Annotated in this window: 22 protein-coding genes; 7 read left to right on the top strand and 15 right to left on the bottom strand. The window is 72.8% G+C overall.

Annotated elements, in window-relative coordinates; translation table 11 throughout:
• Nucleotides 1–177: 177 nt before the first annotated feature.
• The 7 genes from ACH01S_RS38430 to ACH01S_RS38400 all read right to left on the bottom strand — a co-directional run bounded on the left by ACH01S_RS38430 (nucleotide 178) and on the right by ACH01S_RS38400 (nucleotide 8,045).
• The gene (locus ACH01S_RS38430; RefSeq protein WP_067904301.1) at nucleotides 178–2,133 is read right to left on the bottom strand and encodes an acetoacetate--CoA ligase; all 1,956 of its coding nucleotides are present in this window, start codon (nucleotides 2,131–2,133) and stop codon (nucleotides 178–180) included.
• Nucleotides 2,134–2,239: 106 nt separating this feature from the next.
• Complete coding sequence (locus ACH01S_RS38425; RefSeq protein ID WP_067904298.1) at nucleotides 2,240–2,950, bottom strand: HAD family hydrolase; 711 nt, start codon at nucleotides 2,948–2,950, stop codon at nucleotides 2,240–2,242.
• A gap of 89 nt (nucleotides 2,951–3,039) precedes the next feature.
• Nucleotides 3,040–4,668 carry an L-glutamate gamma-semialdehyde dehydrogenase gene (gene pruA, locus ACH01S_RS38420; RefSeq protein ID WP_067904295.1) on the bottom strand — a complete coding sequence of 543 codons (1,629 nt, stop codon included), beginning with the start codon at nucleotides 4,666–4,668 and terminating at the stop codon, nucleotides 3,040–3,042.
• Between the two features lie 104 nt (nucleotides 4,669–4,772).
• Nucleotides 4,773–5,282, bottom strand: coding sequence for a DUF6912 family protein (locus ACH01S_RS38415; protein WP_067904293.1), 510 nt, complete (start codon nucleotides 5,280–5,282; stop codon nucleotides 4,773–4,775).
• A gap of 24 nt (nucleotides 5,283–5,306) precedes the next feature.
• Nucleotides 5,307–5,954, bottom strand: a complete 648-nt coding sequence (locus tag ACH01S_RS38410; RefSeq protein ID WP_067904290.1) for an HAD family hydrolase — start codon at nucleotides 5,952–5,954, stop codon at nucleotides 5,307–5,309.
• Nucleotides 5,955–6,141: 187 nt separating this feature from the next.
• Nucleotides 6,142–7,038 (bottom strand): N-acetylmuramic acid 6-phosphate etherase, encoded by an 897-nt coding sequence (gene murQ / locus ACH01S_RS38405; RefSeq protein ID WP_067904287.1) that lies wholly within the window; start codon nucleotides 7,036–7,038, stop codon nucleotides 6,142–6,144.
• Nucleotides 7,035–8,045: a MurR/RpiR family transcriptional regulator gene (locus ACH01S_RS38400; protein WP_246236414.1), complete on the bottom strand. Its 1,011-nt coding sequence runs from the start codon at nucleotides 8,043–8,045 to the stop codon at nucleotides 7,035–7,037. The genes murQ and ACH01S_RS38400 overlap by 4 nt, the downstream gene beginning before the upstream one ends.
• Before the next feature lie 61 nt (nucleotides 8,046–8,106).
• On the opposite strand from ACH01S_RS38400, the gene ACH01S_RS38395 reads away from it, so the two are divergent.
• The 3 genes from ACH01S_RS38395 to ACH01S_RS38385 all read left to right on the top strand — a co-directional run bounded on the left by ACH01S_RS38395 (nucleotide 8,107) and on the right by ACH01S_RS38385 (nucleotide 11,747).
• Complete coding sequence (locus ACH01S_RS38395) at nucleotides 8,107–9,336, top strand: N-acetylglucosamine kinase (RefSeq protein WP_306303277.1); 1,230 nt, start codon at nucleotides 8,107–8,109, stop codon at nucleotides 9,334–9,336.
• Between the two features lie 194 nt (nucleotides 9,337–9,530).
• Nucleotides 9,531–11,168, top strand: a complete 1,638-nt coding sequence (locus ACH01S_RS38390; RefSeq protein WP_067904278.1) for a glycoside hydrolase family 3 protein — start codon at nucleotides 9,531–9,533, stop codon at nucleotides 11,166–11,168.
• 72 nt (nucleotides 11,169–11,240) lie between these two features.
• The gene (locus ACH01S_RS38385) at nucleotides 11,241–11,747 is read left to right on the top strand and encodes a hypothetical protein (protein ID WP_067904274.1); all 507 of its coding nucleotides are present in this window, start codon (nucleotides 11,241–11,243) and stop codon (nucleotides 11,745–11,747) included.
• A 9-nt stretch (nucleotides 11,748–11,756) separates the two neighbouring features.
• Here the strand turns inward: ACH01S_RS38385 and ptsP are convergent, their stop codons facing one another.
• The 7 genes from ptsP to nagA form a co-directional block, all read right to left on the bottom strand.
• Complete coding sequence (ptsP, locus tag ACH01S_RS38380; protein WP_067904271.1) at nucleotides 11,757–13,472, bottom strand: phosphoenolpyruvate--protein phosphotransferase; 1,716 nt, start codon at nucleotides 13,470–13,472, stop codon at nucleotides 11,757–11,759.
• A gap of 1 nt (nucleotide 13,473) precedes the next feature.
• The gene (locus ACH01S_RS38375) at nucleotides 13,474–13,746 is read right to left on the bottom strand and encodes an HPr family phosphocarrier protein (protein ID WP_067904268.1); all 273 of its coding nucleotides are present in this window, start codon (nucleotides 13,744–13,746) and stop codon (nucleotides 13,474–13,476) included.
• A 48-nt stretch (nucleotides 13,747–13,794) separates the two neighbouring features.
• Nucleotides 13,795–14,484 (bottom strand): HAD family hydrolase, encoded by a 690-nt coding sequence (locus ACH01S_RS38370; protein ID WP_067904265.1) that lies wholly within the window; start codon nucleotides 14,482–14,484, stop codon nucleotides 13,795–13,797.
• 4 nt (nucleotides 14,485–14,488) lie between these two features.
• Entirely contained in the window at nucleotides 14,489–14,938 is a 450-nt protein-coding gene (locus tag ACH01S_RS38365; RefSeq protein WP_067904262.1) for a PTS sugar transporter subunit IIA, read from the bottom strand.
• 44 nt (nucleotides 14,939–14,982) lie between these two features.
• Nucleotides 14,983–15,216 carry a PTS sugar transporter subunit IIB gene (locus ACH01S_RS38360; protein ID WP_067904258.1) on the bottom strand — a complete coding sequence of 78 codons (234 nt, stop codon included), beginning with the start codon at nucleotides 15,214–15,216 and terminating at the stop codon, nucleotides 14,983–14,985.
• A 66-nt stretch (nucleotides 15,217–15,282) separates the two neighbouring features.
• A complete protein-coding gene (locus ACH01S_RS38355; protein ID WP_083981625.1) occupies nucleotides 15,283–16,323 on the bottom strand; it encodes an SIS domain-containing protein in 1,041 nt (346 codons plus the stop codon).
• Nucleotides 16,320–17,450 carry an N-acetylglucosamine-6-phosphate deacetylase gene (gene nagA, locus ACH01S_RS38350; protein ID WP_255220384.1) on the bottom strand — a complete coding sequence of 377 codons (1,131 nt, stop codon included), beginning with the start codon at nucleotides 17,448–17,450 and terminating at the stop codon, nucleotides 16,320–16,322. Before nagA ends, ACH01S_RS38355 begins: the two co-directional genes overlap by 4 nt.
• A 137-nt stretch (nucleotides 17,451–17,587) precedes the next feature.
• Between nagA and ACH01S_RS38345 the strand changes: the two genes are divergently transcribed.
• From ACH01S_RS38345 to ACH01S_RS38330, 4 genes are all read left to right on the top strand, one after another.
• Nucleotides 17,588–18,928 (top strand): PTS transporter subunit EIIC, encoded by a 1,341-nt coding sequence (locus ACH01S_RS38345; RefSeq protein ID WP_174564941.1) that lies wholly within the window; start codon nucleotides 17,588–17,590, stop codon nucleotides 18,926–18,928.
• 207 nt (nucleotides 18,929–19,135) lie between these two features.
• Complete coding sequence (locus ACH01S_RS38340) at nucleotides 19,136–19,879, top strand: GntR family transcriptional regulator (protein WP_067904250.1); 744 nt, start codon at nucleotides 19,136–19,138, stop codon at nucleotides 19,877–19,879.
• 195 nt (nucleotides 19,880–20,074) lie between these two features.
• Nucleotides 20,075–21,454: a PTS transporter subunit EIIC gene (locus ACH01S_RS38335; RefSeq protein ID WP_083981624.1), complete on the top strand. Its 1,380-nt coding sequence runs from the start codon at nucleotides 20,075–20,077 to the stop codon at nucleotides 21,452–21,454.
• Between the two features lie 431 nt (nucleotides 21,455–21,885).
• The gene (locus tag ACH01S_RS38330) at nucleotides 21,886–22,365 is read left to right on the top strand and encodes an Rv3235 family protein (RefSeq protein ID WP_148344072.1); all 480 of its coding nucleotides are present in this window, start codon (nucleotides 21,886–21,888) and stop codon (nucleotides 22,363–22,365) included.
• Nucleotides 22,366–22,422: 57 nt separating this feature from the next.
• On the opposite strand, the gene secA is transcribed toward ACH01S_RS38330, so the two are convergent.
• The gene (gene secA / locus ACH01S_RS38325) at nucleotides 22,423–25,299 is read right to left on the bottom strand and encodes a preprotein translocase subunit SecA (protein WP_067904247.1); all 2,877 of its coding nucleotides are present in this window, start codon (nucleotides 25,297–25,299) and stop codon (nucleotides 22,423–22,425) included.
• Nucleotides 25,300–25,318: the final 19 nt, after the last annotated feature.

Below are 25,318 nucleotides of genomic sequence, written 5' to 3'. Positions count from 1 at the left end.
CTCCTCGATCGACGGGCCGCGTGATGCCCCCTCGGCCCGGATCACCCCTCCGACTGTGAGACGCCTGAGGCCCGCGTGAAGTTCACCCGGTCATGCGACCTTACGGTGTGTTCTGGAGCACCGCGTCCCCTCGGCCACGTATGGCCGGAGGACAACCTTAATGCGGGCAGAATCCGACTAGGGGGTGAAGTGTTCGAGGACTTCCGGGTTGGCCATGGAGTCGCGGTTGGCCGCCTTGTCCACCGGGGTGCCCTGGAGGATCTTGCGGACGGGGACCTCCAGCTTCTTGCCCGACAGGGTGCGCGGGATGCCGGGGACGGCGTGGATCTCGTCCGGGACGTGCCGCGGCGACAGCGCCGTCCGCAGCTCGCGCTTGAGCCGTCCGAGCAGCTCGTCGCCGAGCGACGCGCCCTCGGCGAGCTGGACGTACAGCAGCAGCCTGCCCTCCCGGCCGAGCCGTCCGGTGTCGATCACGAGGCTGTCGGCGATCTCGTCGAACGCCTCGACGACGCGGTAGAAGTCGGACGTCCCCATCCGGACGCCGCCCCTGTTCAGGGTGGAGTCGGACCGCCCGTAGATGACGCAGCCGCCGTCCGGGAGGATCTTCAGCCAGTCGCCGTGCCGCCAGGTGTCCGGGAACATGTCGAAATAGGACTCGCGGTAGCGCTCGCCGTTCTCGTCGTTCCAGAAGAAGACCGGCATGGACGGCATGGGCTCGGTGATGACCAGTTCGCCGACCTCGTCCACGACGGGCTTGCCGTCGTCGCCGAACGCCTCCACCTTCGCGCCGAGGCCGCGGCACTGGATGACGCCCGCGCGCAGCGGCAGCAGCGGCGACGGGCCGACGAACCCGGTGCACAGGTCGGTGCCGCCGGAGAACGAGCCGAGCAGCAGGTCGCCGCCGACCGCGTCGTACACCCACGCGAACCCCTCGGGCGGGAGCGGTGACCCGGTCGAGCCGATGCCGCGCAGCCCCGACAGGTCGTGTTCCTCGCCCGGGCGCCGTCCCTCCTTGGCGGACGCCATGATGTACGGCGCGCCGACCCCCATGTAGGTGACGCCGCTCTCGGCGGCGAGCTTCCACAGCTCGACGGGGGCGCCGTCGTACATGACGACGGTCGAACCCACCAGGAGACCGCCGATGAGGTAGTTCCACATCATCCAGCCGGTCGTGGTGTACCAGAAGAAGACGTCCTCTGGCCCGAGGTCCTGGTGGAAGGACAGTGCCTTGAGGTGCTCAAGGACGACCCCGCCGTGCCCGTGCACGAGCGGCTTGGGCAAGCCCGTCGTGCCGGACGAGTAGACGACCCACAGGGGATGGTCGAACGGGACGGCCTCGAACTCAAGGGTGTCGTGCCCGGGACGGGGCAGGTCGCCGTAGTGCATGCCGACCCGCAGGCCGTCCGGGGTGGCGGCCGGGTCGAGGTAGGGGATCAGGACGGTGGCGGCGAGGGTCGGCAGCGCGGCCTCGATCTCGGCGACGACGCCGCTGCGGTCGAACCGCTTGCCGTTGTAGGCGTAGCCGTCCACGGCGATGAGCACCTTGGGCTCGATCTGCGCGAACCGGTCGATCACCGAGGAGGAGCCGAAGTCGGGGGAGCACGACGACCAGATCGCGCCGAGCGACGCGGTGGCGAGGAAGCAGATCAGCGCCTCGGGGATGTTCGGGACGTAGGCGGCGACCCGGTCGCCCTTGCCGACGCCCAGCTCGACCAGGCCCGCGCGGACCTCCGCCACGTGCAGCGCCAGCTCCCGGTGCGAGATGACGCGGTGCCCGCCCGCCTCGGAGCGGAAGACCACGGCCGTCTCGTCCGGCGCCTCCTCGGCGCGGCGCAGCGCGTTCGCCGCGTAGTTGAGCGTGGCGCCGGGGAACCACTTCAGGCCGTCGACCGGCATGGGGCCGCCCGTCCGGACGGGGCCGTCGCCCCGCTCGCCGACGACCTGGAAGTACGACCAGATCGCGTCCCAGAACGCGTCGACCTCCGTGACCGACCAGCGCCACAGGTCGTCGTAGGACTCGGTGAGGACGCCCCGGTCCCACAGCCAGTGGACGAAGTGGGTCACCCGCGCGTTGGAGACGACCTCTTCGGACGGCTCCCACAGCGTCGAGCCCTCGCTGACCTCACGGGACATCTCACTCCCTCCCCGCCGCGCGGCGCCGCGCGGCCATCCCAATATCGGGCCCGCCCCGCATCCCGCGCAACCTACCCGACCCGCAGCTCACGGCCTCGGCGGGGGGTCAGATGCGGGTCAGCTCGGCGACCGCGCCGACCACGGCGTTCGTGTCGGCGAGGGTCGCGACGACGCGGTCCGCGCCCGCCGCGCGCAGCTCGGCCTCGGTGGCGCTGCCGGTGGCGACCGCGATGATCGGCGAGCCCGCGATGCGCGCGGCCTGGACGTCGCGGGGCGAGTCGGCGATGTAGACGGTCGCCGACTCGGGGTAGCGGGCGCCGTGCCGCTCGGCGGCGCGGGTCCGGGCGAGTTCGAGGAGGGCGGCCTTGCTGTAGACGCCGTTCTCGTAGCCGCCCGCGTCCAGGTCGAGCCGGGGCGCGAGGCCCAGCTCGGTCACCTTCAGGACGGCGTTCGGCTGCATCGATCCGGTCAGCACCGACTGGACGACGCCGGGCACGTGCGCGAGCGCCTCGACGGCCTCGCGCGCGCCCGCGAGGACGCGGCCGTGCGTGCGCAGGTCGGCGCGGCGGCTCGCGAACGCCTCGGCCAGCGCGGTGAAGAAGGCGGGCAGGTGGTCGTCGGTGGTGACGACGTCGTTGAACGCGAGGGTCTCGAAGATGATCTCGGACTCGGTGCGGCCGGGGGTGGGCGCGAGGCGGACGAGCGGCCGTCCGATGGTCCGCTGGAACGCCTCGGCGTAGGCGTCCCGGGTGACCCGCCCGACGTCGACCAGGGTCTGATCGATGTTCCACAGCACCAGACGGTTCAGCGTCGACATCCCGTTCCCATGCGCGGCTAGTTGAGCGTGGATGGGGCGACCTTATCGTCGGCCTTCCCACGCGCCGCGCGCAACCGGGGCGCTACGCGCTAGCCCATGTGGGGGTAGCGGTAGTCGGTCGGCGGGACGAACGTCTCCTTGATGGAGCGGACGCTCGTCCAGCGGGTGAGGTTGAAGACCGAGCCCGCCTTGTCGTTGGTGCCGGACGCGCGGGCGCCGCCGAACGGCTGCTGCCCGACGATCGACCCGGTCGGCTTGTCGTTGATGTAGAAGTTCCCGGCGGCGAACCGGAGGGTCTCGGTGGCGGCGGTGATCACGTCCCGGTCCTCGGCGATGATCGAGCCGGTCAGCCCGTACTCCGAGACGCCCTCCATCTGGTGCAGGACGCTCTCGTAGTCGCCGTCGTCGTAGACGTGCACGGCGAGGATCGGCCCGAAGTACTCGTCGGTGAAGACCTCGTCGGTCGGGTCGGACGCCTCCAGCACCGTGGGCCGGACGAAGTAGCCGTCCGAATCGTCCAGCGTGCCGCCCACCAGGATCTGGATGGACGTGGTGACGCGGGCCCGCTCGATCGCCCGCTTGTGCTTGGCGAACGCGCGGTCGTCGATCACCGCGCCCATGAACAGCGACAGGTCCTCGGCGACGTTGCCCATGGTCAGGGCCTCGGTCTCGGCGAGGAAGTCGTCGCGCACGCCGTCCCAGACCGAGCGCGGGACGTAGGCGCGGGACGCGGCGGAGCACTTCTGCCCCTGGTACTCGAACGCTCCCCGGACCAGGGCGGTCTTCAGCACGGCCGGGTCGGCGGACGGGTGCGCGACGACGAAGTCCTTGCCGCCGGTCTCGCCGACGACCCGCGGGTACCCCCGGTAGGCGGAGATGTTCTCGCCGATCGTCCGCCAGAGGTTCTGGAAGGTGGCGGCGGAGCCGGTGAAGTGCAGCCCGGCGAGGTCGGGGTGGCGCAGCGCGACGCTGGAGACGGCCTGGCCGTCCCCGGTGACGAGGTTGATCACGCCGGGCGGGAGCCCGGCGGCCTCCAGCACCCGCATCGTGAAGTGCGCGGCGAGCTGCTGCGTCGGGGACGGCTTCCACACCACGACGTTGCCCATGATCGCGGGCGAGGTCGGCAGGTTCCCGGCGATCGCGCTGAAGTTGAACGGGGTGATCGCGAGGACGAACCCCTCCAGCGGCCGGTACTCCAGCCGGTTCCACACGCCCGGCGACGACAGCGGCTGGATCTCGTGGATCCGCTGCGCGTACCGGACGTTGAACCGCCAGAAGTCGATCAGCTCGCAGGCCGCGTCTATCTCGGACTGCTGCACCGACTTGGACTGCCCGAGGATCGTCGCGGCGTTCAGCGTCGGCCGCCACGGCCCGGCGAGCAGGTCGGCGGCGCGCAGGAAGATCGCGGCGCGGTCGGCGAAGGACATGGCGCGCCAGCCGGGCGCCGCCTCCCGGGCCGCCGCGATCGCCTCGATCACGTCGGCCTCGCTCGCGTTGCCCATCCGGCCGAGGACGTGGCGGCGGTTGTGCGGCTCGACCACGTCGACCGGCGTGCCCGCGCCCATGCGCCGCTCCCCGCCGATCGTCATGGTCAGCTCGGTCTGCGCGCCCGCGAGCTCCTTGATCCGCGCCTCCAGCGCGGCGCGCTCGCCGCTGCCGGGCGCGTAGCCGCGCACCGGCTCGTTCACCGGCTCCGGGACGGTGGTGACGGCGTCCATCTGACGGCCCCCTGCGAAGACGACACTGCGAATACGACGGCGTTGTCGCAGGCCCTACCCGCCCACGTCCGGCCATACCGCCCGGGCGGCGAATCGCGGGGCGGTCAGTCGAGGAGGTGCGGGAGTTCCTGGGTGGCGTACCAGAGGAGGTCGTGGCCCTCGGCGCCGTCGACCGTGAACCGGGCGTCGTCGTCGCCCGCGTCGGCGGCCGGGAGGGCCTCGACGGCCGCGGCGACGTCGGGGGCGGCGTCCTCGTCGTCGACGTGCCCGGACGCGATCCGCTGCCAGGGGATCACCGCGGTGACCTCGACCAGGGCGCGGTCGTCGTCGGCGAGCCGGGCGTCGCCGGGCGTCCGGCGGACCAGGTCGTCGGCGATCTCGGCGGCGAGGACCACGCGGCGGCGCGGCGCGGCCGGGTCGGCGGCGAGCAGCCGCAGCGAGGCGCGGGCGGCGGCGGACATGGCCGCGTACTCCAGCTCCTCCAGGTCGCCGCCGACGTACCACTCGCGCAGCGCGGGCGTGACCGCGTGCGCGGCGAGCGGGGCGGGGCCGACCTCCCGCGCGGCGTGGGCGGCGGCGAGGAGCGTGAGCGTGGACGGCAGGTAGACGCGCATGAGGTCAGCCAGTCTGCCAGACCGTCACGGCAGGACGCGCAGGCTCCGCAGTTCGGCGATCGTGGCGTCCGGCGCGGTGTGGTGGACGCCCCGGATGCCGAGCGCCTCCGCCGCGCGGACGTTGTGCTCGATGTCGTCGATGAAGACGCAGTCGGCGGCGTCCAGCCCGAGGAGGTCGAGCGCGTGCCGGAAGATGCGCTCGTCGGGCTTGCGGAGCCCGACCTCGGAGGAGATCACGACGGCGTCGAAGAGGTCCGCGAACAGGTCGTGCGGGTAGTCGTTGCCCCACGAGTTGGACAGCAGCGCGGTGCGGGCACCGGCCGCACGGGCCGCGCGGAGCGCGTCGTACATCGGGTGGACGGGCGCGAACGCGCCGAACATCCGCGCGATCAGGCCCGCCGCCTCGACCGGGTCGCCCTCGACGGTGCGCAGCTCGGCGGCGAGGAGCGCCTCGAACTCCGCGACGGGGAGCGAGCCGTCCTCCAGGCCGTGGATGGGGTTGACGCCGCCGCCGTCGTACGCCTGCTTGACCCAGGCGCGCATGACGTCCTTGTAGCGCTCCACGTCGATGCGCTCGGCGGCGAGCCAAACGTCGATGGCGTCGTTGAGGGGGGACGTCAGCACGCCGCCCCAGTCGGTGATCACGGCCTTGACCGGTCGTTCGTCGGACACGTCCCAGATCGTAGGCGATTCCGGGCGATTCACCGAACCACGTTCTGTCCCGGCCCGCGGCGCGGGGCCCGGGGCCCGTGATCATGCGACCGGTGCGGGGACGATCGCATGATCACGGAGGGTTCCTAGCGGCCGGCGTCTCCCTCGCCGGGCCGTCCGTTCCGGTGCGCTCTCCACCGGGGTTCGCTCACGCCGACCTGAGCCGCTGCAGCGCCTCGCGGACGCCGCCGTCGGTCTCCTCCAGCACCACCGTCGCGCGCGCGGCGGGGACCTCGCCGAGCAGCGACACCAGCGCGACCCGCGTGTTGCCGCCCGCCTCGGTCAGGGCGTTCTCGCAGGTCCGGGCGTCCATCCCGGTCGCCTCGGTGAGGATGCGCACCAGCCGGGCGCGCAGCTTGGAGTTCAGCGCGTTGACGCTGACCATCAGGTTGGAGTAGGTCCGGCCCATCCTGATCATCAATGTGGTGGAGAAGGAATTCAGCACGAGCTTGGTCGCCGTGCCCGCCTTCATCCGGGTGGACCCGGTGATCACCTCGGGTCCGGTGGCGAGCCCGATGTGGACCTCCACCTCGTCGCCGTAGGGGGTGTGCGGGTTGCAGCTGATCAGTGCGGTGCGGGCGCCGAGCGCGGTGGCGGCGCGCAGCGCGCCCACCACGTACGGGGTGCGGCCGCTCGCCGCGATCCCGACGGCGACGTCCCCTGACTGGACGTCGCGCGCGTCCCGGCGGCCGAGCTCGACGTCGTCCTCGACGTCGGAGATCGCCTGGGACAGGGCGCCGGGCCCGCCCGCGTGGTGCGCCACGACGCGGCCCCAGATGCCGAACGTCGGGGGCAGCTCGGCCGCGTCGATCACGGCCAGCCGGCCGGACGTCCCGGCCCCGAAGTAGTGCACCCGCCCGCCGGAGCGCAGCGAGTCCACGGCGATGTCGACCAGCCGGGCGACCTCCGGCAGGACGGCGGCCACCGCCATCGGCACCGTCGCGTCCTCGGAGTTGATCAGGCGCAGCACCTCCAGGGTCGGCAGCGTGTCGACGTCGAGGGTCCGGGGGTTCCGGCCCTCGGTGGGGAGCTCGCAGTCGATCACCGACGCCTCCGGTCGGGTCGCACGGTCCGGCCGCGGACCGCCTCGAATGTGGCTTCCAGGGCCTTGCGGGTCGGCCCGTAGGTGCGCTGCGCCACTCCGACGAAGACGCAGTCGACCACCGTGAGCTGCGCCAGCCGGCTGGCGGTGGCGCCGGAGCGGAAGGTCGTCTCCCGCGCCGCCGTGGTCAGGATCAGGTCGGACACCTCCGCGATCGGGGACTTCGGGAAGTTGGTGAGCGCGACGGTCTTCGCGCCCCTGCTCTTCGCGACCTCCAGCGCGTCGATCGTCTCGACCGTCGCGCCGGTGTGCGAGATGCCGATCGCGACGTCCCCCGGCTTCAGGACGGCGGCGCTGGTCAGCATGATGTGCGCGTCGGCCCAGGCCGAGCAGACGCGGCCGATCCGGTGCAGCTTCTGCTGGAAGTCGGCCGCGACGAACGCGCTGGCGCCGACCCCGTAGACGTCGACCCGGTCGGCGGCGACGACCGCGTCCACGACCTGTTCGAGCATCTTGATGTCGAGCTGCGAGGCGGTCTCCTCGACGGCGCGGGCGTCGGCGAAGGTCACCTTCTCGACGATCTGCTCAAGCGAGTCGTCCGGGCTGATGTCGCTGCCGATGACCCGCCCGCCGGCGGCGCTCTGCGCGCGGCCCGCCTCGGTCGCGAGGGTCAGCCGCAGTTCCGGGTAGCCGTGAAACCCGATCGCCCGGCAGAACCTGATGACCGTGGTTTCGGACGTGCCGCAAGTCTGGGCGAGTTCGGTGATGGTGGAGTTGGCGACCCCCTCGGGATCGTCGATGACACGTTGAGCGACGCGTCGCTCGGCGGGGGGCAGCGAGGGCAGCAGCGAGCGGACCCGCACCACGGTGCTCAGCGGCGTCGAGTCCCTGTCCCTGTCGTTTGTCTGCACGTGCGACGCCGCCTCCTCTCGTGGCGCACCGGGCTCCCCCGTGATCCCCCGCTCGGCGCCCTGCTCAGGGCTCCGCTCGGAGCCGATCGGTTTCCTCATGGCGGAAATTTTCTTACGCGCGAGATGTCACGTCAACGGTAGAAAAGGCTACGGTCGCCATGTGTTGACCCATTTGGCCGGTCCTTACGTGGTCGGTATCGACGCGGGTGGCACGAAGACCCGCTGCGTAGTACTGACGCTGGGGGGTGCTCTGGCCGGTTCCGGCACCGGCCCCGGGGCCAACCCCAACTCTGGAGGCGACACCGCCGGGGCCCTGACCACGGCCCTGCGGGAAGCACTCGGGGACCTGGACCGAACCCACATCCTCACCGGCGTGTTCGGCATCGCCGGCGCCGGCTCCGCCGGACGGCCCGCGGCCGTCGCGGCGGCGCGGCAGGCGTGGCAGGCCGTCGGCCTGCGCGGCTCGCCCGCGGTGGTGACCGATATCGCGGTGGCGTTCGCCGCCGGGACACCCGAGCCCAAGGGCATCGTGGTGTTCTCCGGCACGGGCGCCGGCGCGGCGGTCATCAACGACGGCGCGATCGTGCAGCGCGCGGACGGCTACGGCTGGCTGGTCGGGGACGAGGGTTCGGCGGTGTGGCTCGGGAAGGAGGCCGTCCGCGCGGCGCTCGCCGCCTACGACGGCCGCGGCTCCCCGACGCTGCTCACCGACTCGGTCCCGCGGGCGCTGCTCGGCGCCACGGTGGTGGCGGAGATCGACGGAGAACGGCGAAGACCTCGTCCTTCTCCGCGGGCGCTGGCCTTGGCCGGCGCCCCTTCGTCGTCACAAGGCGCTTCGGTCCTGTCCGGGCCCGGCGCGCTCGCCTCCGGAGCAGGCACCCCCGCACCAGGCGGCACGGGAACCGCCGTGCTGCTCTCCGATCCGCCCAGTCCCCCATCCGGGAACGGGCCGTGCCAGCCGCCCGGCGGCGGCCACGGCAACGGCCCGTCCGGCGCGCGCGGGCATCCGGAGATGCCCGGCGCGCCGCCCAATCCCCGGCTCGCCCAGGCGATCATCAAGGAGGTGTACGGCCGTCCGCCCGCGGCCCTCGGGCGGCTCGGCCCGGTGGTCGCCGCCGCCGCGGCCGCCGGTGATCCGGTGGCGCGGCGCATCACCGATGAGGCCGCGCAGTGGCTGCTCCGCGACGTGGACGCGGTGCGCCCGGCCCTGTCCGATCCCCGCGCGCCGGTCGTGATGCACGGCTCGGTGCTGCGCGAGGGACCCGTCGCCGAGGCCGTCCGGACCGGGCTGCGCGACCGCTTCGCCGCGGCGCCGCGCTGCGCGGGCGACGGCGCCGTCGGCGCGGCCGGGATGGCGCTGCGCCGCCTCGGCCACCCCCTGCCCGGCTGAGCCGACAGCGCTCCGCCCGGCGCCCGGCCCGGCCGCCGACCGGCCCGGCCGATCCCTGGCAGACGGCATCGAGGCCGTCCGGGGTCATCGCGATGGACCCCACCCGATCCGCGAGACGGCGATCCTGGGGTCCATCGTGATCTCGCTGTGACCACGGTGACGGCCGCGCCCGGTGATGCCGTAGCGTTGACCGGGTGCGCGCTTCACGTCCCGTAGCGGCCGCGGTCCTCGCATTGGCGCTGGCCGCGGGGTGCGGCGGTGGCGGCGACGGCGGCGACCGCCCGGCGGCGGGCCGCTCCGGATCGCCCGGTCCGGCGGGACGGCCCACCCCCGCGCCGGACGCCTGGATCCCCGGCCACGTCGCGAGGATGTCGGTCGCCGACAAGGTCGGCCAGCTGTTCGTGACACGCTTCTCCAGCCGCGCCGACGGCCTCGCCAAGATCAGGAAGTACCGCGTCGGCGGGCTGATCTACTTCCCGGAGAACTTCTCGTCCCCGGCCCGGACGGCGGCGCAGTCGAACGCGCTGCAGAAGGCGTCGAAGGTCCCGCTGCTGCTCGGCGTGGACGAGGAGCAGGGCATCGTGTCCCGCACCCCGTTCATCACCCGCTTCCCCGGCAACATGGCGCTCGGCGCGACCGGCGACCCGGCGGACGCCCGCGCCGCCGCCCGGGTCACCGGCGCCGAGCTGCGCGCGGTCGGGATCAACCTCGACTACGCCCCGGACGCCGACGTCAACGTGAACCCGCGCAACCCGGTGATCGGGCTGCGCTCGTTCGGCGCCGACCCGGCGCTCGCGTCGAAGATGGTGACCGGCGCGATCCAGGGCTACCAGGACGCCGGGGTCGCGGTCAGCCCGAAGCACTTCCCGGGGCACGGCGACACGGCGACCGACAGCCACACCGGGCTGCCGGTGATCACGCATTCGCGGCGGACGTGGGAGCGGCTCGACGCGCCCCCGTTCCAGGCGGCGGTCGCCGCCGGGGCCGACATGATCATGACGGCGCACATCGTGGTGCCGAGGCTGGACCGGTCGGGCGACCCGTCCACGCTGTCGAAGACCGTGCTGACCGGGCTGCTGCGCGGCACCCTCGGCTACCAGGGCGTGATCACCACCGACTCGCTGGAGATGGCGGGCGTCCGGCAGAAGTACGGCGACGCGGCCGTGCCGGTGCGGGCGATCCTCGCGGGCGCCGACCAGGTGCTGATGCCGCCGAGCCTGCCGCGCGCCTACCGGGCGGTGGTGGCCGCCGTCCGGTCCGGGAAGATCTCGCGGCGGCGGCTGGACGAGTCGGTGACGCGGATCCTGAGGCTCAAGCAGCGGCGCGGGCTGTTCCAGGGCACGGCCGCCGACCCGGCGAAGGCCGCCGCCGCGATCGGGACGCCCGCGCACCGCGCCGCCGCGCGGCGGGTCGCCGAGCGGGCGGTGACGCTGGTCCGCAACGACCGGGGCCTGCTGCCGCTCAAGGGCCGGAAGGTGGCGGTGGCCGGGCCCGCGAGCGCGGCGCTCAGCACCGCGCTGCGCCGCCGCGGCGTCGCGGTCACCGCCGCCGGTTCCGCCGACGTCATCGTGCTGACCACGGAGAACGCGGGGGCGGCGACCGCCGCGCGGATCCGGGCCGCCGGGTACAAGCCGGTCGTGGTCGCCGCGCTCGGACGCCCCTACGACCTCGACGCCGCGGGCGGCGCGCGGGCGGCGCTCGCGACGTACTCGTCCGGCGCCGTGTCGGTCGGGGCGCTCGCCGGGGTGCTGAGCGGCGCGGTGAAGCCGACCGGGAGGCTGCCCGTCCCGGCGGGCGGGCGCCGGGCGGGCCACGGCCTCGCCTACGGGTAGCGCCGGACCGTGTGGACGGGGGCGCCCGTCTCCTGGGAGGATCGGCGCGCCTTCGGCCCCCAGGAGGTTCCCGTGCGTGTCCGCGCGCTCTTCGCGGTCGTGTCCCTGTTCGCGGCGTCCACCGCGTGCGGCGGCGAGCCGGACCTGTCGATGCCGCCGCTCACCCCCGAGCCCGGCGACTCCCGGCTGGTCGACGGCGCCACCGCGGAGACCACCACGGAGGCCGCCGCGGACAGCTTCCCCGCGCGGCTGGCGCTCTACAAGTACCTGCGCGGCGTCGCGGCGGGGAACGTCCGGGCCTGCGCCTACCTGACGCCCGAGTTCGAGCGGGCCGCGTTCGGCCGGGCGGGCGGCTGCCGCGCCGGGTTCCTGCGGGCGCGCGCGAGGCTGCGCCCGCGGGACGTGGCGGCGCTGCGCGGCGTGACCGTCCCGGCCTGCGAGGACGGCCCGGCGGACGGCGAGTACACCGTCCGCTTCGAGCAGCTGGAGTGGGCGGGCGAGCCCGCCCGCCCCGGCGGCCTCCTCGCGGCCTCCTTCACCCTCCGCAAGACCGGCCCCTACTGGCGACTGGCCCCCTGACGAACAGGGTCAGATGCCCAGGTCGGCGAGGTACGGCAGGTGGGCGCGGGCGGCCTCGTGGGCCGCGGCGGCGGTGCGGGCCGCGCGGGCGGCGGACGCGGCCCGGCGGCACTCGTCCAGCGTGTGCCGGGCGAGCGCGGCCCGCACCAGCGGCAGCGACGGCGCGCTCATCGACAGCGACGTCACCCCGAGCCCGACCAGGACGCAGGCGAGCGCCGGGTCCCCGGCCGCCTCGCCGCAGACGCCGCACGGGACGCCCGCCCCGGCCGCGGGCGCGACCAGGTCGAGGACGGCGGGCTGCCACGGGTCCTGGAGGCCGGCGAGGGCGCCGACCTGCCGGTCCGCCGCGCACGCGTACTGGGTGAGGTCGTTCGTCCCGATGCTGAAGAACTCGACCTCCGCCGCGAGGTCGCGGGCGCGCAGCGCCGCCGCCGGGATCTCGATCATGACGCCGGGGTGCTCGATGCCCGCGTCCCGGCAGACCCCGGCGAAGTAGGCGGCCTCGTCGGCGTCCGCCACCATCGGCGCCATGACCTGGAGCTTCGCCGGCAGCCCGGACGCCGCGCGGGCGAGCGCCGCGAGCTGCGCGGAGAGCACCTCGGGGTGCAGCCGGGTCATCCGCAGGCCGCGCTCGCCGAGCGCCGGGTTGGGCTCCTCGGCGGGCGGCGGCAGGAAGGCGAGCGGCTTGTCGGCGCCGGCGTCCAGGGTGCGGACGACGACGCGGCCGTCCGGGAACGCCTCCAGGACCCGCCGGTAGGCGTCCTCCTGCTCGTCCGCGCCCGGCGGCGTCGAGCGGTCGAGGAAGAGGAACTCGGTGCGGTACAGGCCGACGCCCTCGGCGCCGTGCTCCAGCGCCGCCTCGACGTCCTTCGGGCCGCCGATGTTGGCGAGCAGCGGCACCGCGTGGCCGTCCTTGGTGGCGCCGGGCCCGGACGAGTCCGCGAGCGCGGCCGCGCGGGCGGCCACGGCGGCGCGGGCCGCCGCGACCTCGGCGTCGGACGGGTCCGCGACGACCGTCCCGGCGCTGCCGTCGACGAGGACGCGGGTCCCGTCGGCGAGGGACGTCGCGCCCGGCAGCGCGACCACGGCGGGCACGCCCATCGTCCGGGCGAGGATCGCGGTGTGGCTGGTCGGCCCGCCCTCCTCGGTCACGAACGCGACGACCCGCGCGGGGTCGAGGACGGCCGTGTCCGCGGGAGCGAGGTCGCGGGCGACCAGCACGAACGGTTCGTCGGAGGCGGGCACGCCGGGCATCGGCAGGCCGAGCAGCCGGGCGATCGCCCGGTCCCGGATGTCGTCCAGGTCGGTGACCCGGGCGGCCATGTACTCGCCCGCCCCGGCCAGCATCTCCCGGTAGACGCCGAACGCCTCGAAGACGGCGCGGGGAGCGGCGGCGCCCTCCTCGATCCGGGCGGCGACGCCCTCGGCGAGGCCGGGGTCGCGGGCCATCAGGGCCTGCGCGTTCAGCACGTCGCGGCCGTCGGTGTTGCCCACCGCCGCGGCGCGGTCGCCGCGGTCCTCAAGGTCGGCGGCGACCGCCTCCAGCGCGGCCGCCGCGACGGCGCGCTCGGCGGCGGCGTCCCCGCCGTGCCGCGCCCCGGCGGGCGGCTCCGGGACGGCCCCGGCGATGGTCCGCACCGGCCCGACGCCGACGCCGGGGCTGACCCCGGCGCCCCGCAGCGGAGCCCCGGCCTGCGACGGCTTCCCGTCCTGCGACGAACCCACGTCAGGCCCCCTCGGGCTCCGGCGTGGCGAGCAGCCGCTCCAGGTCGTCGAGCAGCTCGTCGGCGCCCGCGCCCTCGGCGGACAGCACGACCTCCTCCCCGTGCCGGGCGTCCAGCCCCAGCACGGCGAGGATGCTCTTGGCGTTCACCGGGGCGCCGCCGTGCTTGGCCACGGTCACCTCCATCGGGGCCTTGGCCGCCGTCTGGACGAACAGCGCGGCCGGCCGCGCGTGCAGCCCCACCCTCGACTCGATCTTGACCTTGCGCTCGGTCACGGCACACTCCCTCTCAGCTTGTCCCTGGTCAACTCTGGTGTTCACGGGTCAACTCTGGTGTTCACGGGGACGCGGGCCGCGCACCCGCAGCGCGGGGCCCGGCACGACGTCCACCTCGTTCAGGTCGGCGACCACGTGGTCGGCCCCGGCCAGCGCGTCCGGGGGCTGCGTGGTGCCGACGCCCACGCAGGTCATGCCCGCGGACTTCACGGCCGCGACGCCCGCCGGGGCGTCCTCGAACCCGACCGCCGCCGCCGGCGGGACGCCGAGGTCCCGCGCGGCGGCCAGGTAGCCCTCCGGGTGGGGCTTGCCGGTGGCGACGTCGCCCGCCGTCACGACGACGTCGAGCAGGTGGCGGACGCCCAGCTCGGCCAGCAGGTCCTCGGCGTAGGCGCGCTGCCCGGACGTCACCACCGCGAGCGGCACCCCGGCCCCGGCCAGCGACCGGACGAGGCCGACGGCGCCGGGCACGGGCGCGGCGGCGGGCAGGCCGGGCAGCGTCCCGAAGGACAGCGCCTGCTCGAACAGCTCCTCGACCGTCCGGCCGGGGAACAGGTGCGCCAGCTCCTGGAGCACCTCGCGCCCGCGGCGCCCGGCGAACGACGCGATCACCGCGTCGTCGTAGGGGGCGCCGTGCGCGTCGAACAGCCGCGACCACATCACCCGGTTGCGCGGCTCGGTGTCGATGAGGGTGCCGTCGAGGTCGAACACGGCGGCGTCCAGGTCGATCACCGCCATCCGATCAGCTCCATGTGAACAGCTCGGCCCCCTTCGTCACCTCGCCCGACTCCACCACGTCGGAGAGGGCGTCGGCGCCCGCGTCCAGGGCGACGACCGCGCAGACCGGCGAGCGCCCGCCCGCCTCGATCACGGCCGGGTTCCAGCCGACGACCGGCTGCCCGGACACGACCTCGTCGCCCTCGCCGACGAGGAGGTCGAAGCCCTCCCCCTTCAGCTTGACGGTGTCGATGCCGAGGTGGACGAGCACCCCGTGGCCCTCCCGGTCCACGACGACGTAGGCGTGCGGGTGCAGCTTGACGATCTTTCCGGTGACCGGCGCGATCGCCTGGCCCGGGCCGCGCTCGGGGTCGACCGCCGTGCCCGGGCCCACCATGGCCTGGGCGAACACCGGGTCGGGGACGCCGGCCAGGCCGACGACCCGGCCGGAGACCGGTGACAGTACTCGGGTCATCAGGGGGTCCTTTGGGTCGATGGGAGTGGCTCGGTGGGACGGGGTCAGTCGAGGATGTCCTCGATGTCGCTGGAGATGGTGTCGGCCTCAGGGCCCACGACGACCTGCACGACGGTGCCGCTGCGCATGACGCCGAACGCGCCCGCCTTCTTCAGCGCGGCGTCGTCGACCTTGCCGGGGTCGGCGACCTCGGTGCGCAGCCGCGTCGCGCACGGCTCGATCTCGACGATGTTCTCGGCGCCGCCCAGGGCGGCGACGATCGCCTCGGCCTTGTCCATGTCGTTTCTCCTGTCGGGCCGGGCCCGGCGTCGCGGGCCGCTCGGGGATCGCTGGGTCTGGACGGCTCAGTCCGTCTGGGTGACCTTGTTGAGGCCACGGGGTACATCTGGGTCGATGCCGAGTCGGCGGGCCAGGTTCTCCACAAGAAGCTGACCGGGGACGATGAGACCGAGCGGCGCCACCCATTCGGGCAGTGCCGGTCCGGGCAGCGCCGCCGTGCACGCGGCCGCGAGGTCGTCGCCGCCGCCGAGGCCGTAGGCGTGCGCCCCGGCGCTCTCCACGCGGCGCGCGAGCGAGACCGTCCCGGCGAGCGTCGGCCCGGAGCCCGCCGCGACGAGCAGCGCGGGCGTCTGGTCGTCGACGACGGCGATCGGGCCGTGCTGCAGGTCGGCGTACGACAGGCCCATGGCGTGCAGGTAGCACGCCTCCTTCATCTTCAGCGCCAGCTCCAGCGCGGTGCCGAACGCGATGCCGCGCCCGGACACGACCGCGCCGGGGACCTTCGCCAGCGCCTCGACGATCTCCGGCAGCGCGGCGGCCGCCTCCGCCACCTCGATCATCCGGGCGACCTCGTCGGGGGCGCGGCGCAGGTCGTCGGCGGCGACGTCCGCGCCGAGCCCGAGGCCCAGCACCGACAGCGCGGCGAGCTGCGTCGTGTAGGTCTTGGTCGCGGGGACGGCGACCTCGTCGCCCGCGAGCGTGATCAGCGCGACCTCGGCGGCCTCGGCGAGCGGGGACCCGGCGCCGTTGGTGACGGCGACCGTCCGGGCGCCGCAGTCCTTCGCCCAGTCGAGCGTCTCGACGATCTCCTCGGTCTTGCCGGACTGGCTGATCGCGACGGCCAGCACGCCGGACAGGTCGAGCCTGCGCCGGTAGGTCGTCGCGATGGACGGGGCGGCGAGCGTGGACAGCCGTCCGGCCCGCGACTCCACCAGGTAGCGGCCGTACACCGCGGCGTTGTCGGACGACCCCCGCGCGATGAACAGCACCTGCCGCGTGTCCCGGGCGAGCGCCCCGATGTCGGGCGTGCGCGGCAGCAGCGCGTCGATCGTCCGGCGCAGCGCGTCCGGCTGCTCGCCGATCTCGGCGCGCATCTTGCTGGTCATGATCCCCCTCCGAAGACTTTCTGCCCGTTGACCCACGTGGTACGCGCCCGGTGGTCCGGCCCCAGCCAGACCAGGTCCGCGGCGGCGCCCGGGGCGATGCGGCCGAGGTCCGGCCGGCCGATCAGCTCGGCCGGGATCCGGGTCGCCGCGTCCACCGCGGCGGCCGTGCCGATCCCGAGGCCGATCGCGTTGCCGACGGCCTCGTCCAGCCGGAGGCCGGACCCGGCGATGGTTCCGTCGGCGCGCAGCGGCGGGCCCTGCTCGGGCATGGTGATGGGCTCGCCGCCGAGTTCGTAGGTGCCGGGGGGCATCCCGGCCGACGCCGCCGCGTCGGTGACGAGCACGACCCGTCCGGCCGCGGCGCGGAACACGAGCTCGGCCGCCTCGGGCCCGACGTGGTGCAGGTCGAGGATGAGCCCGGGGCTCAGCCGGTCGTCGATGAGCGCCTGCGTGGCGACGCCCGGGTCGCGGTGGTGGACGCCGGACTGGGCGTTGAAGATGTGGGTGACCATGCGCGCCCCCGCGTCCGCGGCCTCGGCGGTCCGCGCGGCGGTGGCGTCGCTGTGCCCGACGCTGACCAGCACGCCCGCGGCGGTGAGGGTGCGGATCGCGGAAAGGGCGCCGTTCCGTTCGGGGGCGAGGGTCACGAGCTTGACGAGCCCGGTCTCCAGCAGCGTCGCGATCGCCTCGGGCTCGGGGTCGGTGAGGTAGACGGCGTTGTGCGCGCCCTTGCGCTTCTCCGACAGGAACGGGCCTTCGAGGTGGACGCCGAGGACGCGGGTACCGAGCGGCAGCCGGGGCAGGAGGTCGCGGGTGCGGCGCAGCGCGGCGGCCTGCGTCGCGACCGGGGCGGTGATGAACGTCGGCAGGAACGCGGTGACGCCGGTCTCGGGGAGGCGGCCGACGACGGTGTGCCAGGCGGCCTCGTCGGCGTCCACCATGTCGTGGCCGAAGAAGCCGTTGACCTGGAGGTCGACGAGTCCGGGGGCGAGCAGCCCGTCCGGGAGGTCGACGTCGGACGCCTCGTCCGGCGGACCCTGCCCGGCCTCGGCGATGACACCGTCCACGACGCGGACGTATCCCGGCGAGAGTACGCGGGTAGAACTGCCCGCGGGGGTAATGATCATGCGGTTGGCCGTGATCAGAAGTGATGCCATGGATGCGCACTCTCTGTGACGCAGCGATCGCTGGTCGTTAACGTCCGAATTAACTGGTCTAGTCCGGACTAGACCAGTAGGCACCATACTCCACGAATCGGATGGAGATGACAATGTCGTCCGGAACTCGTCAGGAACGGACGAGCGTCGGCGGCGGCGGGACGCCCGTGTTCGGCGTGCTGCAGCGGATCGGCCGCAGCCTCATGCTGCCGATCGCCGTCCTGCCCGCCGCCGGGATCCTGCTCCGGCTCGGCCAGCCCGATCTCCTCGGCGCGGACGGCCTCGGCGTGGACCGGATCGCCGAGGTCTTCGCCGCCGCGGGCGGGGCGCTGCTGGACAACCTGCCGATCCTGTTCGCGGTCGGCGTCGCCATCGGGTTCGCGAAGAAGGCCGACGGGTCGACCGCGCTCGCCGCCGTCGTCGCCTACCTCGTGTTCGACCGCGTCTCGAAGACGCTGTTCGCGCACAGCCCCGAGCTGAAGGGCGCGGTCGTCCAGCTCGTCCGGCAGGAGGACGGCTCGCTGAAGGAGACGATCGGCTACGGGCTGACGAACCCGACCCAGGTCCTCGGCGGCATCGCCGTCGGGATCATGGTCGCCCTGCTCTACCAGCGGTTCCACCGGGTCAAGCTGCCGTCCTGGCTCGCGTTCTTCGGCGGGCGGCGGTTCGTCCCGATCGTCAGCGCCGGGGCCGCGCTGGTGCTCGGCGTCGTCCTCGGCCTGGTCTGGCCGGTGCTCGGCGGGCGCATCGACGCGTTCGGCGACTGGATCACCGGCGCGGGCGCGCTCGGCGCGGGCGTCTACGGCGTCGCCAACCGGCTGCTGATCCCGTTCGGCCTGCACCACATCCTGAACTCGCTGATCTGGTTCGTGTTCGGCTCCTACAAGGGGCCGGACGGCGTCGTCCACGGCGAGATCAACCGGTACCTGGCGGGCGACCCGCACTCCGGGACGCTCCTCGCCGGGTTCTTCCCCGTGCTGATGTTCGGCCTGCCCGGCGCGGCCCTCGCCATCTGGCGGACGGCCCCGCCGCACCGCCGCGCCACCGTCGGCGGCCTGATGTTCTCCGCCGCGCTGACCGCGTTCGTCACCGGCGTCACCGAGCCGATCGAGTTCTCGTTCATGTTCGTCGCGCCGCTGCTGTACGGGATCCACGTCGTGCTGACCGGCGTGTCGATGGCCCTGCTCGCGGCGGCGGACGCGCAGCTCGGATTCAGTTTCTCCGCCGGGCTCGTCGACCTGCTCCTGAACGCGACCAAGAGCAACACCCGCCATCTGTGGATGGTCGTCGCGCTCGGCGGGGTGTACTTCGTCCTGTACTACGCGATCTTCACGTTCGTCATCACGAGATTCGACCTGCCGACGCCCGGACGGGAGCCGGAAGAGGACATGCCACCCGAGGCGCCACCGGACCGGCAGCCGGACACGCCCTCCGCACGGGGCCCCTGACCTGCGCGTTCGCCGATCTTGCCGGACGGACGCCGTGATGCCGTCGTTACGAATTCGTGCATTGACACGGGTTTTGAACCTGTGGTCTAGTCCGGCCTAGACCGGTACGAACCAAATCGAATAGCCCTGAACTACTGTCTAGCCCACATACCCGTCGTACCCCGGCGAATCCAGTCGATCCGGCCCCCGGCCATCGAGGAAACCCCCGTGACGACCATCGACCCGCACAGTCCCGTCCCGAAGTACTTCCAGCTCCGCGCGATCCTCCTCGACCTCATCGAGAGCGCCGAGCTGCCCGTCGACGCCCCGATCCCCTCGGAGCGCGAGCTGTGCGTCAGGTACGAACTGTCCAGGATGACCGTCCGGCAGGGCGTCGACCAGCTCGTCTCAGAAGGACGGCTGTACCGCGTCCCGGGCAAGGGCACGTTCGTGGCCAGACCGAAGATCGAGATGCCGCTCCGGCTCGTCTCCTTCACCGAGGACATGCTGAGCCGCGGGCTGCGCCCGGGCGCGATCGACCTCGACCGCCGGACCGTCCCGGCCGACGCGAGGCTCGCCCGGATCTTCGAGATCGAACCCGGGACGGAGATCCACGTCGTCGAGCGCCTGCGCACCGCCGACGGGGAGCCGATGGCGCTGGAACGTGCCCACATCCTCGCCTCGCTCGCTCCCGACCTGCTGGACCGCCGGCTCGCCGACCGATCGCTCTACGGCGTGCTCGAAGCGGTCTACGGGCTGGTCTTCGACGCCGGAGACCAGACCATCGACGCCGGTCTCGCCGACGCGACCGACGCCAGGCACCTGCTGATCCCCCGCGGCAGTGCCGTCCTGCACCTGCAACGCCGCTCCTACACCGGAGGCGTGTGCGCCGAACTGGGCGTGTCGACCTACCGGGCGGACCGGTACCAGATCCACACCGCCCTGGGGAACCCCCCGGCGCAGCAGCCCTGACCCAGCCCCGCGAAACCACCCCTGAACATCCCCACCCCTGAGAGCCCCGTCCATGAGAAGTCTCAGCCCTTGAGAAGTCTCAGTCTCTGAGAAGTCTCACCCCTGAATAGCCCGGCCCCTGAAAGTCCGGCCCCTGAATAGTTCCGCCCCGACCACCCCTGAGAACTCCTGTAACCCCTGAGGAGGAACCTCGCGATGACCGCCACGACAGTGGACTCCGCGCCACGGCGCGGGTCGAGCATCCTCGCGGTGCTGCAGCGGATCGGCCGCAGCCTCATGCTGCCGATCGCCGTGCTGCCCGCCGCCGCACTGCTGCTCCGCTTCGGCCAGCCCGACATGCTCGGCAAGGACGGCCTCGAATGGAACCGCGTCGCCGAAGTCGTCGGCAACGCCGGCAACGCGCTGTTCATGAGCCTGCCCCTGCTCTTCGCGGTCGGCGTGGCGATCGGCTTCGCCAAGAAGTCCGACGGCTCCACCGCCCTCGCCGCGGTGGTCGGGTACCTCGTCTTCGACCACGTCTCGAAGACGATGTTCTCGCACTCCGACGACCTCCAGGGCACCGTCCTCATCACGCAGCTGAAGGACGGCAAGCCGACGCCGACCATCGACTGGGGCGCCACGAACCCGACCCAGGTGCTCGGCGGCATCCTCATCGGCCTCACCGCGGCGCTGCTCTACCAGCGCTTCTACCGCGTGAAGCTGCCCACCTACCTGGCGTTCTTCGGCGGCCGCCGGTTCGTCCCGATCGTCACCGCGCTCGCCGGCCTCGTGCTCGGCGTCCTGATCGGCTTCATCTGGCCGGTGCTCGGCGGCTGGCTCACCGACTTCGGCGACTGGATCACCGGCGCGGGCGCGCTCGGCGCGGGCGTCTACGGCGTCATCAACCGGCTGCTGATCCCGTTCGGCCTGCACCACATCCCGAACTCGCTCATCTGGTTCGTCTTCGGCACCTACAACGGCCCGGACGGCACCGTCCACGGCGAGATCAACCGCTACCTCGCTGGCGACCCCCACGCGGGCGGCCTGCTCGCCGGGTACTTCCCCGTCCTGATGTTCGGCCTGCCCGGCGCCGCGCTCGCCATCTGGCGGGCCGCGCCGCCGCACCGCCGTCCCGCCGTCGGCGGCATCATGGTCTCCGCCGCGCTGACCGCGTTCGTCACCGGCGTCACCGAGCCGATCGAGTTCGCGTTCATGTTCGTCGCGCCCGTCCTGTACGGGGTGCACGTCATCCTCACCGGCATCTCGATGGCGGTCCTTGAGGCCGCCGGGGCCAAGCTCGGCTTCGGCTTCTCGGCGGGCGGGATCGACCTGCTGCTCAACGCCTCGAAGGACAACACGAAGGGGCTCCCGCTCATCCTCGGCATGGGAGTCCTGTACTTCTTCATCTACTACTTCGTCTTCAAGTTCATGATCGTGAAGTTCAACTTCGCGACGCCGGGACGCGAACCCGAGGGCGAGGAGTCGAGCATCGCCGACCCGACCGCCGACCCGGAGCTCGCCGGAAGCGGCGGCACCGGCGGGACCGGCGGCGGCAAGAAGCGCGGCAAGCCGCAGGGCTCCGCCGCCACCGGCTGACGGCCCCCGGGTCGCCGCGCGCCCGCGGCGGCCCCCTCCCCGGGCCGGTCAGCCCACCGGCCCCGCTCCCGGGCCCCGGCGCCCCCGCACCCGTCCGGGGCCCGCTCCAAGAAGGCGGCGGGACGCCCCAGCGTCCCGCCGCCTTCTCCTTCCCCCCAAGCCCCCACCTCTTGCCCCGCCCTCGCCCCGCCTTCACCTTCATCCCGCCCTTGCTCTCGGCCCTGCCCTCGCCGTCCCCTCGCCTTCGCCTTCGGCGGTTGGTTTGTTGGGGTTGGCTTTCGGTTCCGGGTCGTCTTGGCGTGCGGGTAGGGCGCTTATCGCTTTGGTGGTGGATATCCGGCCTGTTCGGAGATATCAGTCCTAATTCGGCCAGGACGTATTTTTCGTGGCTCTCGCGACTCCTGTCACTGAACCGAGACAGGAGGTCTTTCATGCGGCGACGTACGGACAAGCAGGCTGCGGTGCGATTCGTCCGGTACCGTCCGATGCCCGCCACGCGGGGCGCGCTGGCGCTGCGGCCCGCGACGCCCGAGGCGCGCCCGGCACGGCCGCCGGGGCTGCGCCTGGTCCGTCCGGCGGACGGTGTGGAAGCCGAGGTCAGAGCCGTCGCGGACGCCGCCGTACGGGTGGTCGTGGAGGTCCTCGCGGGCACCCGTCCGGCGCACCAGCTCTCCCTGGTGGCCGTCCCGGCGGTCTGCCGCGAGTTGCTCCACCGGACCGCGCCAGGCCGCACCGGACGACGGGTCGCCCCGCCGAGGGTCCTGTCGTGCCGGACGCAGCGTCCCGCACCGGCGGTCGCCGAGACGACCGCCGTCGTGGTCGTCGCCGGACGCGTCCACGCCCTGGCGCTGCGCCTCGACCACACCCGGGGCCGCTGGCGCTGCACCGCCCTCGAAACGACCGCCCAGTAAACGACGGCGGCCTCCCGGATCTCTCCGGGAGGCCGCCGTCGAAGCGGTGCTACGTGGCTACTTGGCGCGGCTGCGCGGGTCGCCGTGGCAGCGCTTGAACTTCTTGCCCGAGCCGCAGGGGCACGGGTCGTTGCGGTTCACGCCCGCGTACTCGTCGTCGACTTCCTCGCTGTGGTGCTCGACGCCGCCCTCGCCGTCGACGGTCGGGGCCGAGTACTCCAGCTTCGACGGACGCGACGGCTTCTCCAGCCCCTTCGCCTTGATGGCCGGGGCCTCCGCGGGGGCCTCCTCGACCTCCTCGACGTCGTCCAGCGAGAGGGTCTCGACGTCGCCCGCCGACTTCGCGACCGACACGGGCGCGGCGCCGACGACCGGGGCCTCCGGCTGCTCCTCGACCTGGACCTCCAGGTTGAACAGGTAGCCGACCGACTCCTCCTTGATGCCGTCGAGCATCGCGTTGAACATGTCGTAGCCCTCGCGCTGGTACTCGACCAGCGGGTCGCGCTGCGCCATGGCCCGCAGGCCGATGCCCTCCTGGAGGTAGTCCATCTCGTAGAGGTGCTCGCGCCACTTGCGGTCGAGGACGTTCAGCACGACGCGGCGCTCCAGCTCCCGCATCACCTCGGTGCCGAGCTCCTCCTCGCGCTTGTCGTAGCAGGCGTGCGCGTCCTCGCGGATCTTCGCCGCGAGGGTCTCGGCGTCCAGGCCGGAGATGTCGCCGTCGGCGGCGTCCTCGACCAGCTCGTCCACCGTGATGGAGATCGGGTAGAGCTGCTTGAACGCCTTCCACAGCTTGTCGAGGTCCCACTCCTCGGCGAAGCCCTCGCCGGTGGCGCCCGCGACGTAGCCCGCGACGACCTCGTCGATCATGTTGCGGACCTGCTCGTGGAGGTCGGCGCCCTCCAGCACCTTGCGGCGCTCGGCGTAGATGACCTTGCGCTGCCGGTTCAGCACCTCGTCGTACTTCAAGACGTTCTTGCGCATCTCGAAGTTCTGCTGCTCGACCTGGCTCTGCGCCGACTTGATCGCGTTCGAGACGATCTTCGACTCGATCGGCTGCTCGTCCGGGATGTTCAGCCGGTTCATGATCGCTTCGACCCGGGCGGAGTTGAACAGCCGCATCAGGTCGTCCTCAAGGGACAGGTAGAACCGGGACTCGCCCGGGTCGCCCTGGCGGCCGGAGCGGCCGCGGAGCTGGTTGTCGATGCGCCGCGACTCGTGCCGCTCGGTCGCGAGGACGTACAGGCCGCCGATCTCGACGACCTCCTCGTGCTCGCCCTTCACGGCCTCCTTGGCCTTCTCCAGCGCCTCCGGCCAGGCGGCCTCGTACTCCTCGGGCGTCTCCAGCGGGGACAGCCCGCGCTGGTGCAGCTCCAGGTCGGCGCGGAAGTCGGGGTTGCCGCCGAGCATGATGTCGGTGCCGCGACCGGCCATGTTCGTCGCGACGGTGACGCCGCCCTTGCGGCCCGCCTCCGCGACGATCGCCGACTCCTGCTCGTGGTGCTTGGCGTTCAGCACCTGGTGCGGGATGCCGCGCCGCTTGAGCATCTTGCTCAGCTTCTCGGACTTCTCCACGGACGTGGTGCCGACGAGGACCGGCTGGCCCTTCTCGTGCCGCTCGGCGATGTCGTCGACGACGGCCTCGAACTTGGCCTGCTCGGTCTTGTAGACGACGTCCGCGACGTCCTCGCGGATCATCGGCTTGTTCGTCGGGATCGGCACGACGCCGATCTTGTAGGTCTTGTTGAACTCCGCCGCCTCGGTCTCGGCGGTACCGGTCATCCCGGACAGCTTCGAGTAGAGGCGGAAGTAGTTCTGCAGGGTGATCGTGGCCAGCGTCTGGTTCTCGTCCTTGATCGCCACGCCCTCCTTGGCCTCGATGGCCTGGTGCATGCCCTCGTTGTAGCGGCGGCCGTGGAGGATTCGGCCGGTGAACTCGTCCACGATCAGGACCTCGCCGTTCATGACGACGTAGTCCTTGTCGCGCTTGTAGAGCTCCTTGGCCTTCAGGGCGTTGTTCAGGAAGCTGACCAGGGGCGTGTTGACCGAGTCGTACAGGTTGTCGATGCCGAGCCAGTCCTCGACCTTCTCGACGCCCGACTCGGTGATGCCGACCGTGCGCTTCTTCTCGTTGACCTCGTAGTCGCCCGGGCCGTACTCGTCGACCTGGCCCGCCGTGCTGACCAGCTCGGCGCGCTTCAGGCGCGGGGCGATCTTGGCGAACTCGCCGTACCACTTGGAGTTCTGCTCGGCGGGTCCCGAGATGATCAGCGGGGTCCTGGCCTCGTCGATCAGGATGGAGTCGACCTCGTCGACGATGGCGAAGTTGTGGCCGCGCTGGACGCACTCGTCCAGGCTCCACGCCATGTTGTCGCGCAGGTAGTCGAAGCCGAACTCATTGTTCGTGCCATACGTGATGTCGGCCTCGTAGGCCGCGCGCCGCTCCTCGGGCGTCATCTGCGCCAGGACGACGCCGACCTCCAGCCCGAGGAACTGGTGGACGCGGCCCATCCACTCGGCGTCACGTTTGGCCAGATAGTCGTTGACCGTGACCACATGGACGCCGTCGCCGGACAGGGCGTTCAGATAGGCCGGCAGGACGGCGGTGAGGGTCTTGCCCTCCCCCGTCTTCATCTCGGCGATGTTGCCGAGATGCAGCGCGGCCCCGCCCATGATCTGGACGTCGAAGTGGCGCTGCCCGAGCACGCGCTTGGCGGCCTCGCGAGCGGTCGCGAACGCCTCGGGGAGCAGGTCGTCCAGAGTCTCGCCGTCGGCGAGCCGTTCTCGGTACTTGTCGGTCAGCTCGCGCAACTCGGCGTCGCTCATCTCGAGGAAGTCCTCCTCGATCGAGTTGACCTGATCCGCGAGCTTCTTGAGCTTGCGCAGGGTCTTTCCCTCGCCCGCACGAAGGATCTTGTCGATGACTGGCGGCACTCTCGAAGGCTCCTTGCAG

It is taken from the genome of Actinomadura chibensis NBRC 106107, from assembly GCF_001552135.1.
GTDB classification, from domain to species: Bacteria; Actinomycetota; Actinomycetes; order Streptosporangiales; family Streptosporangiaceae; genus Spirillospora; species Spirillospora chibensis.
Note: the sequence above shows the minus strand (reverse complement) of the source record. Positions and strands in the feature narration are given on the sequence as shown.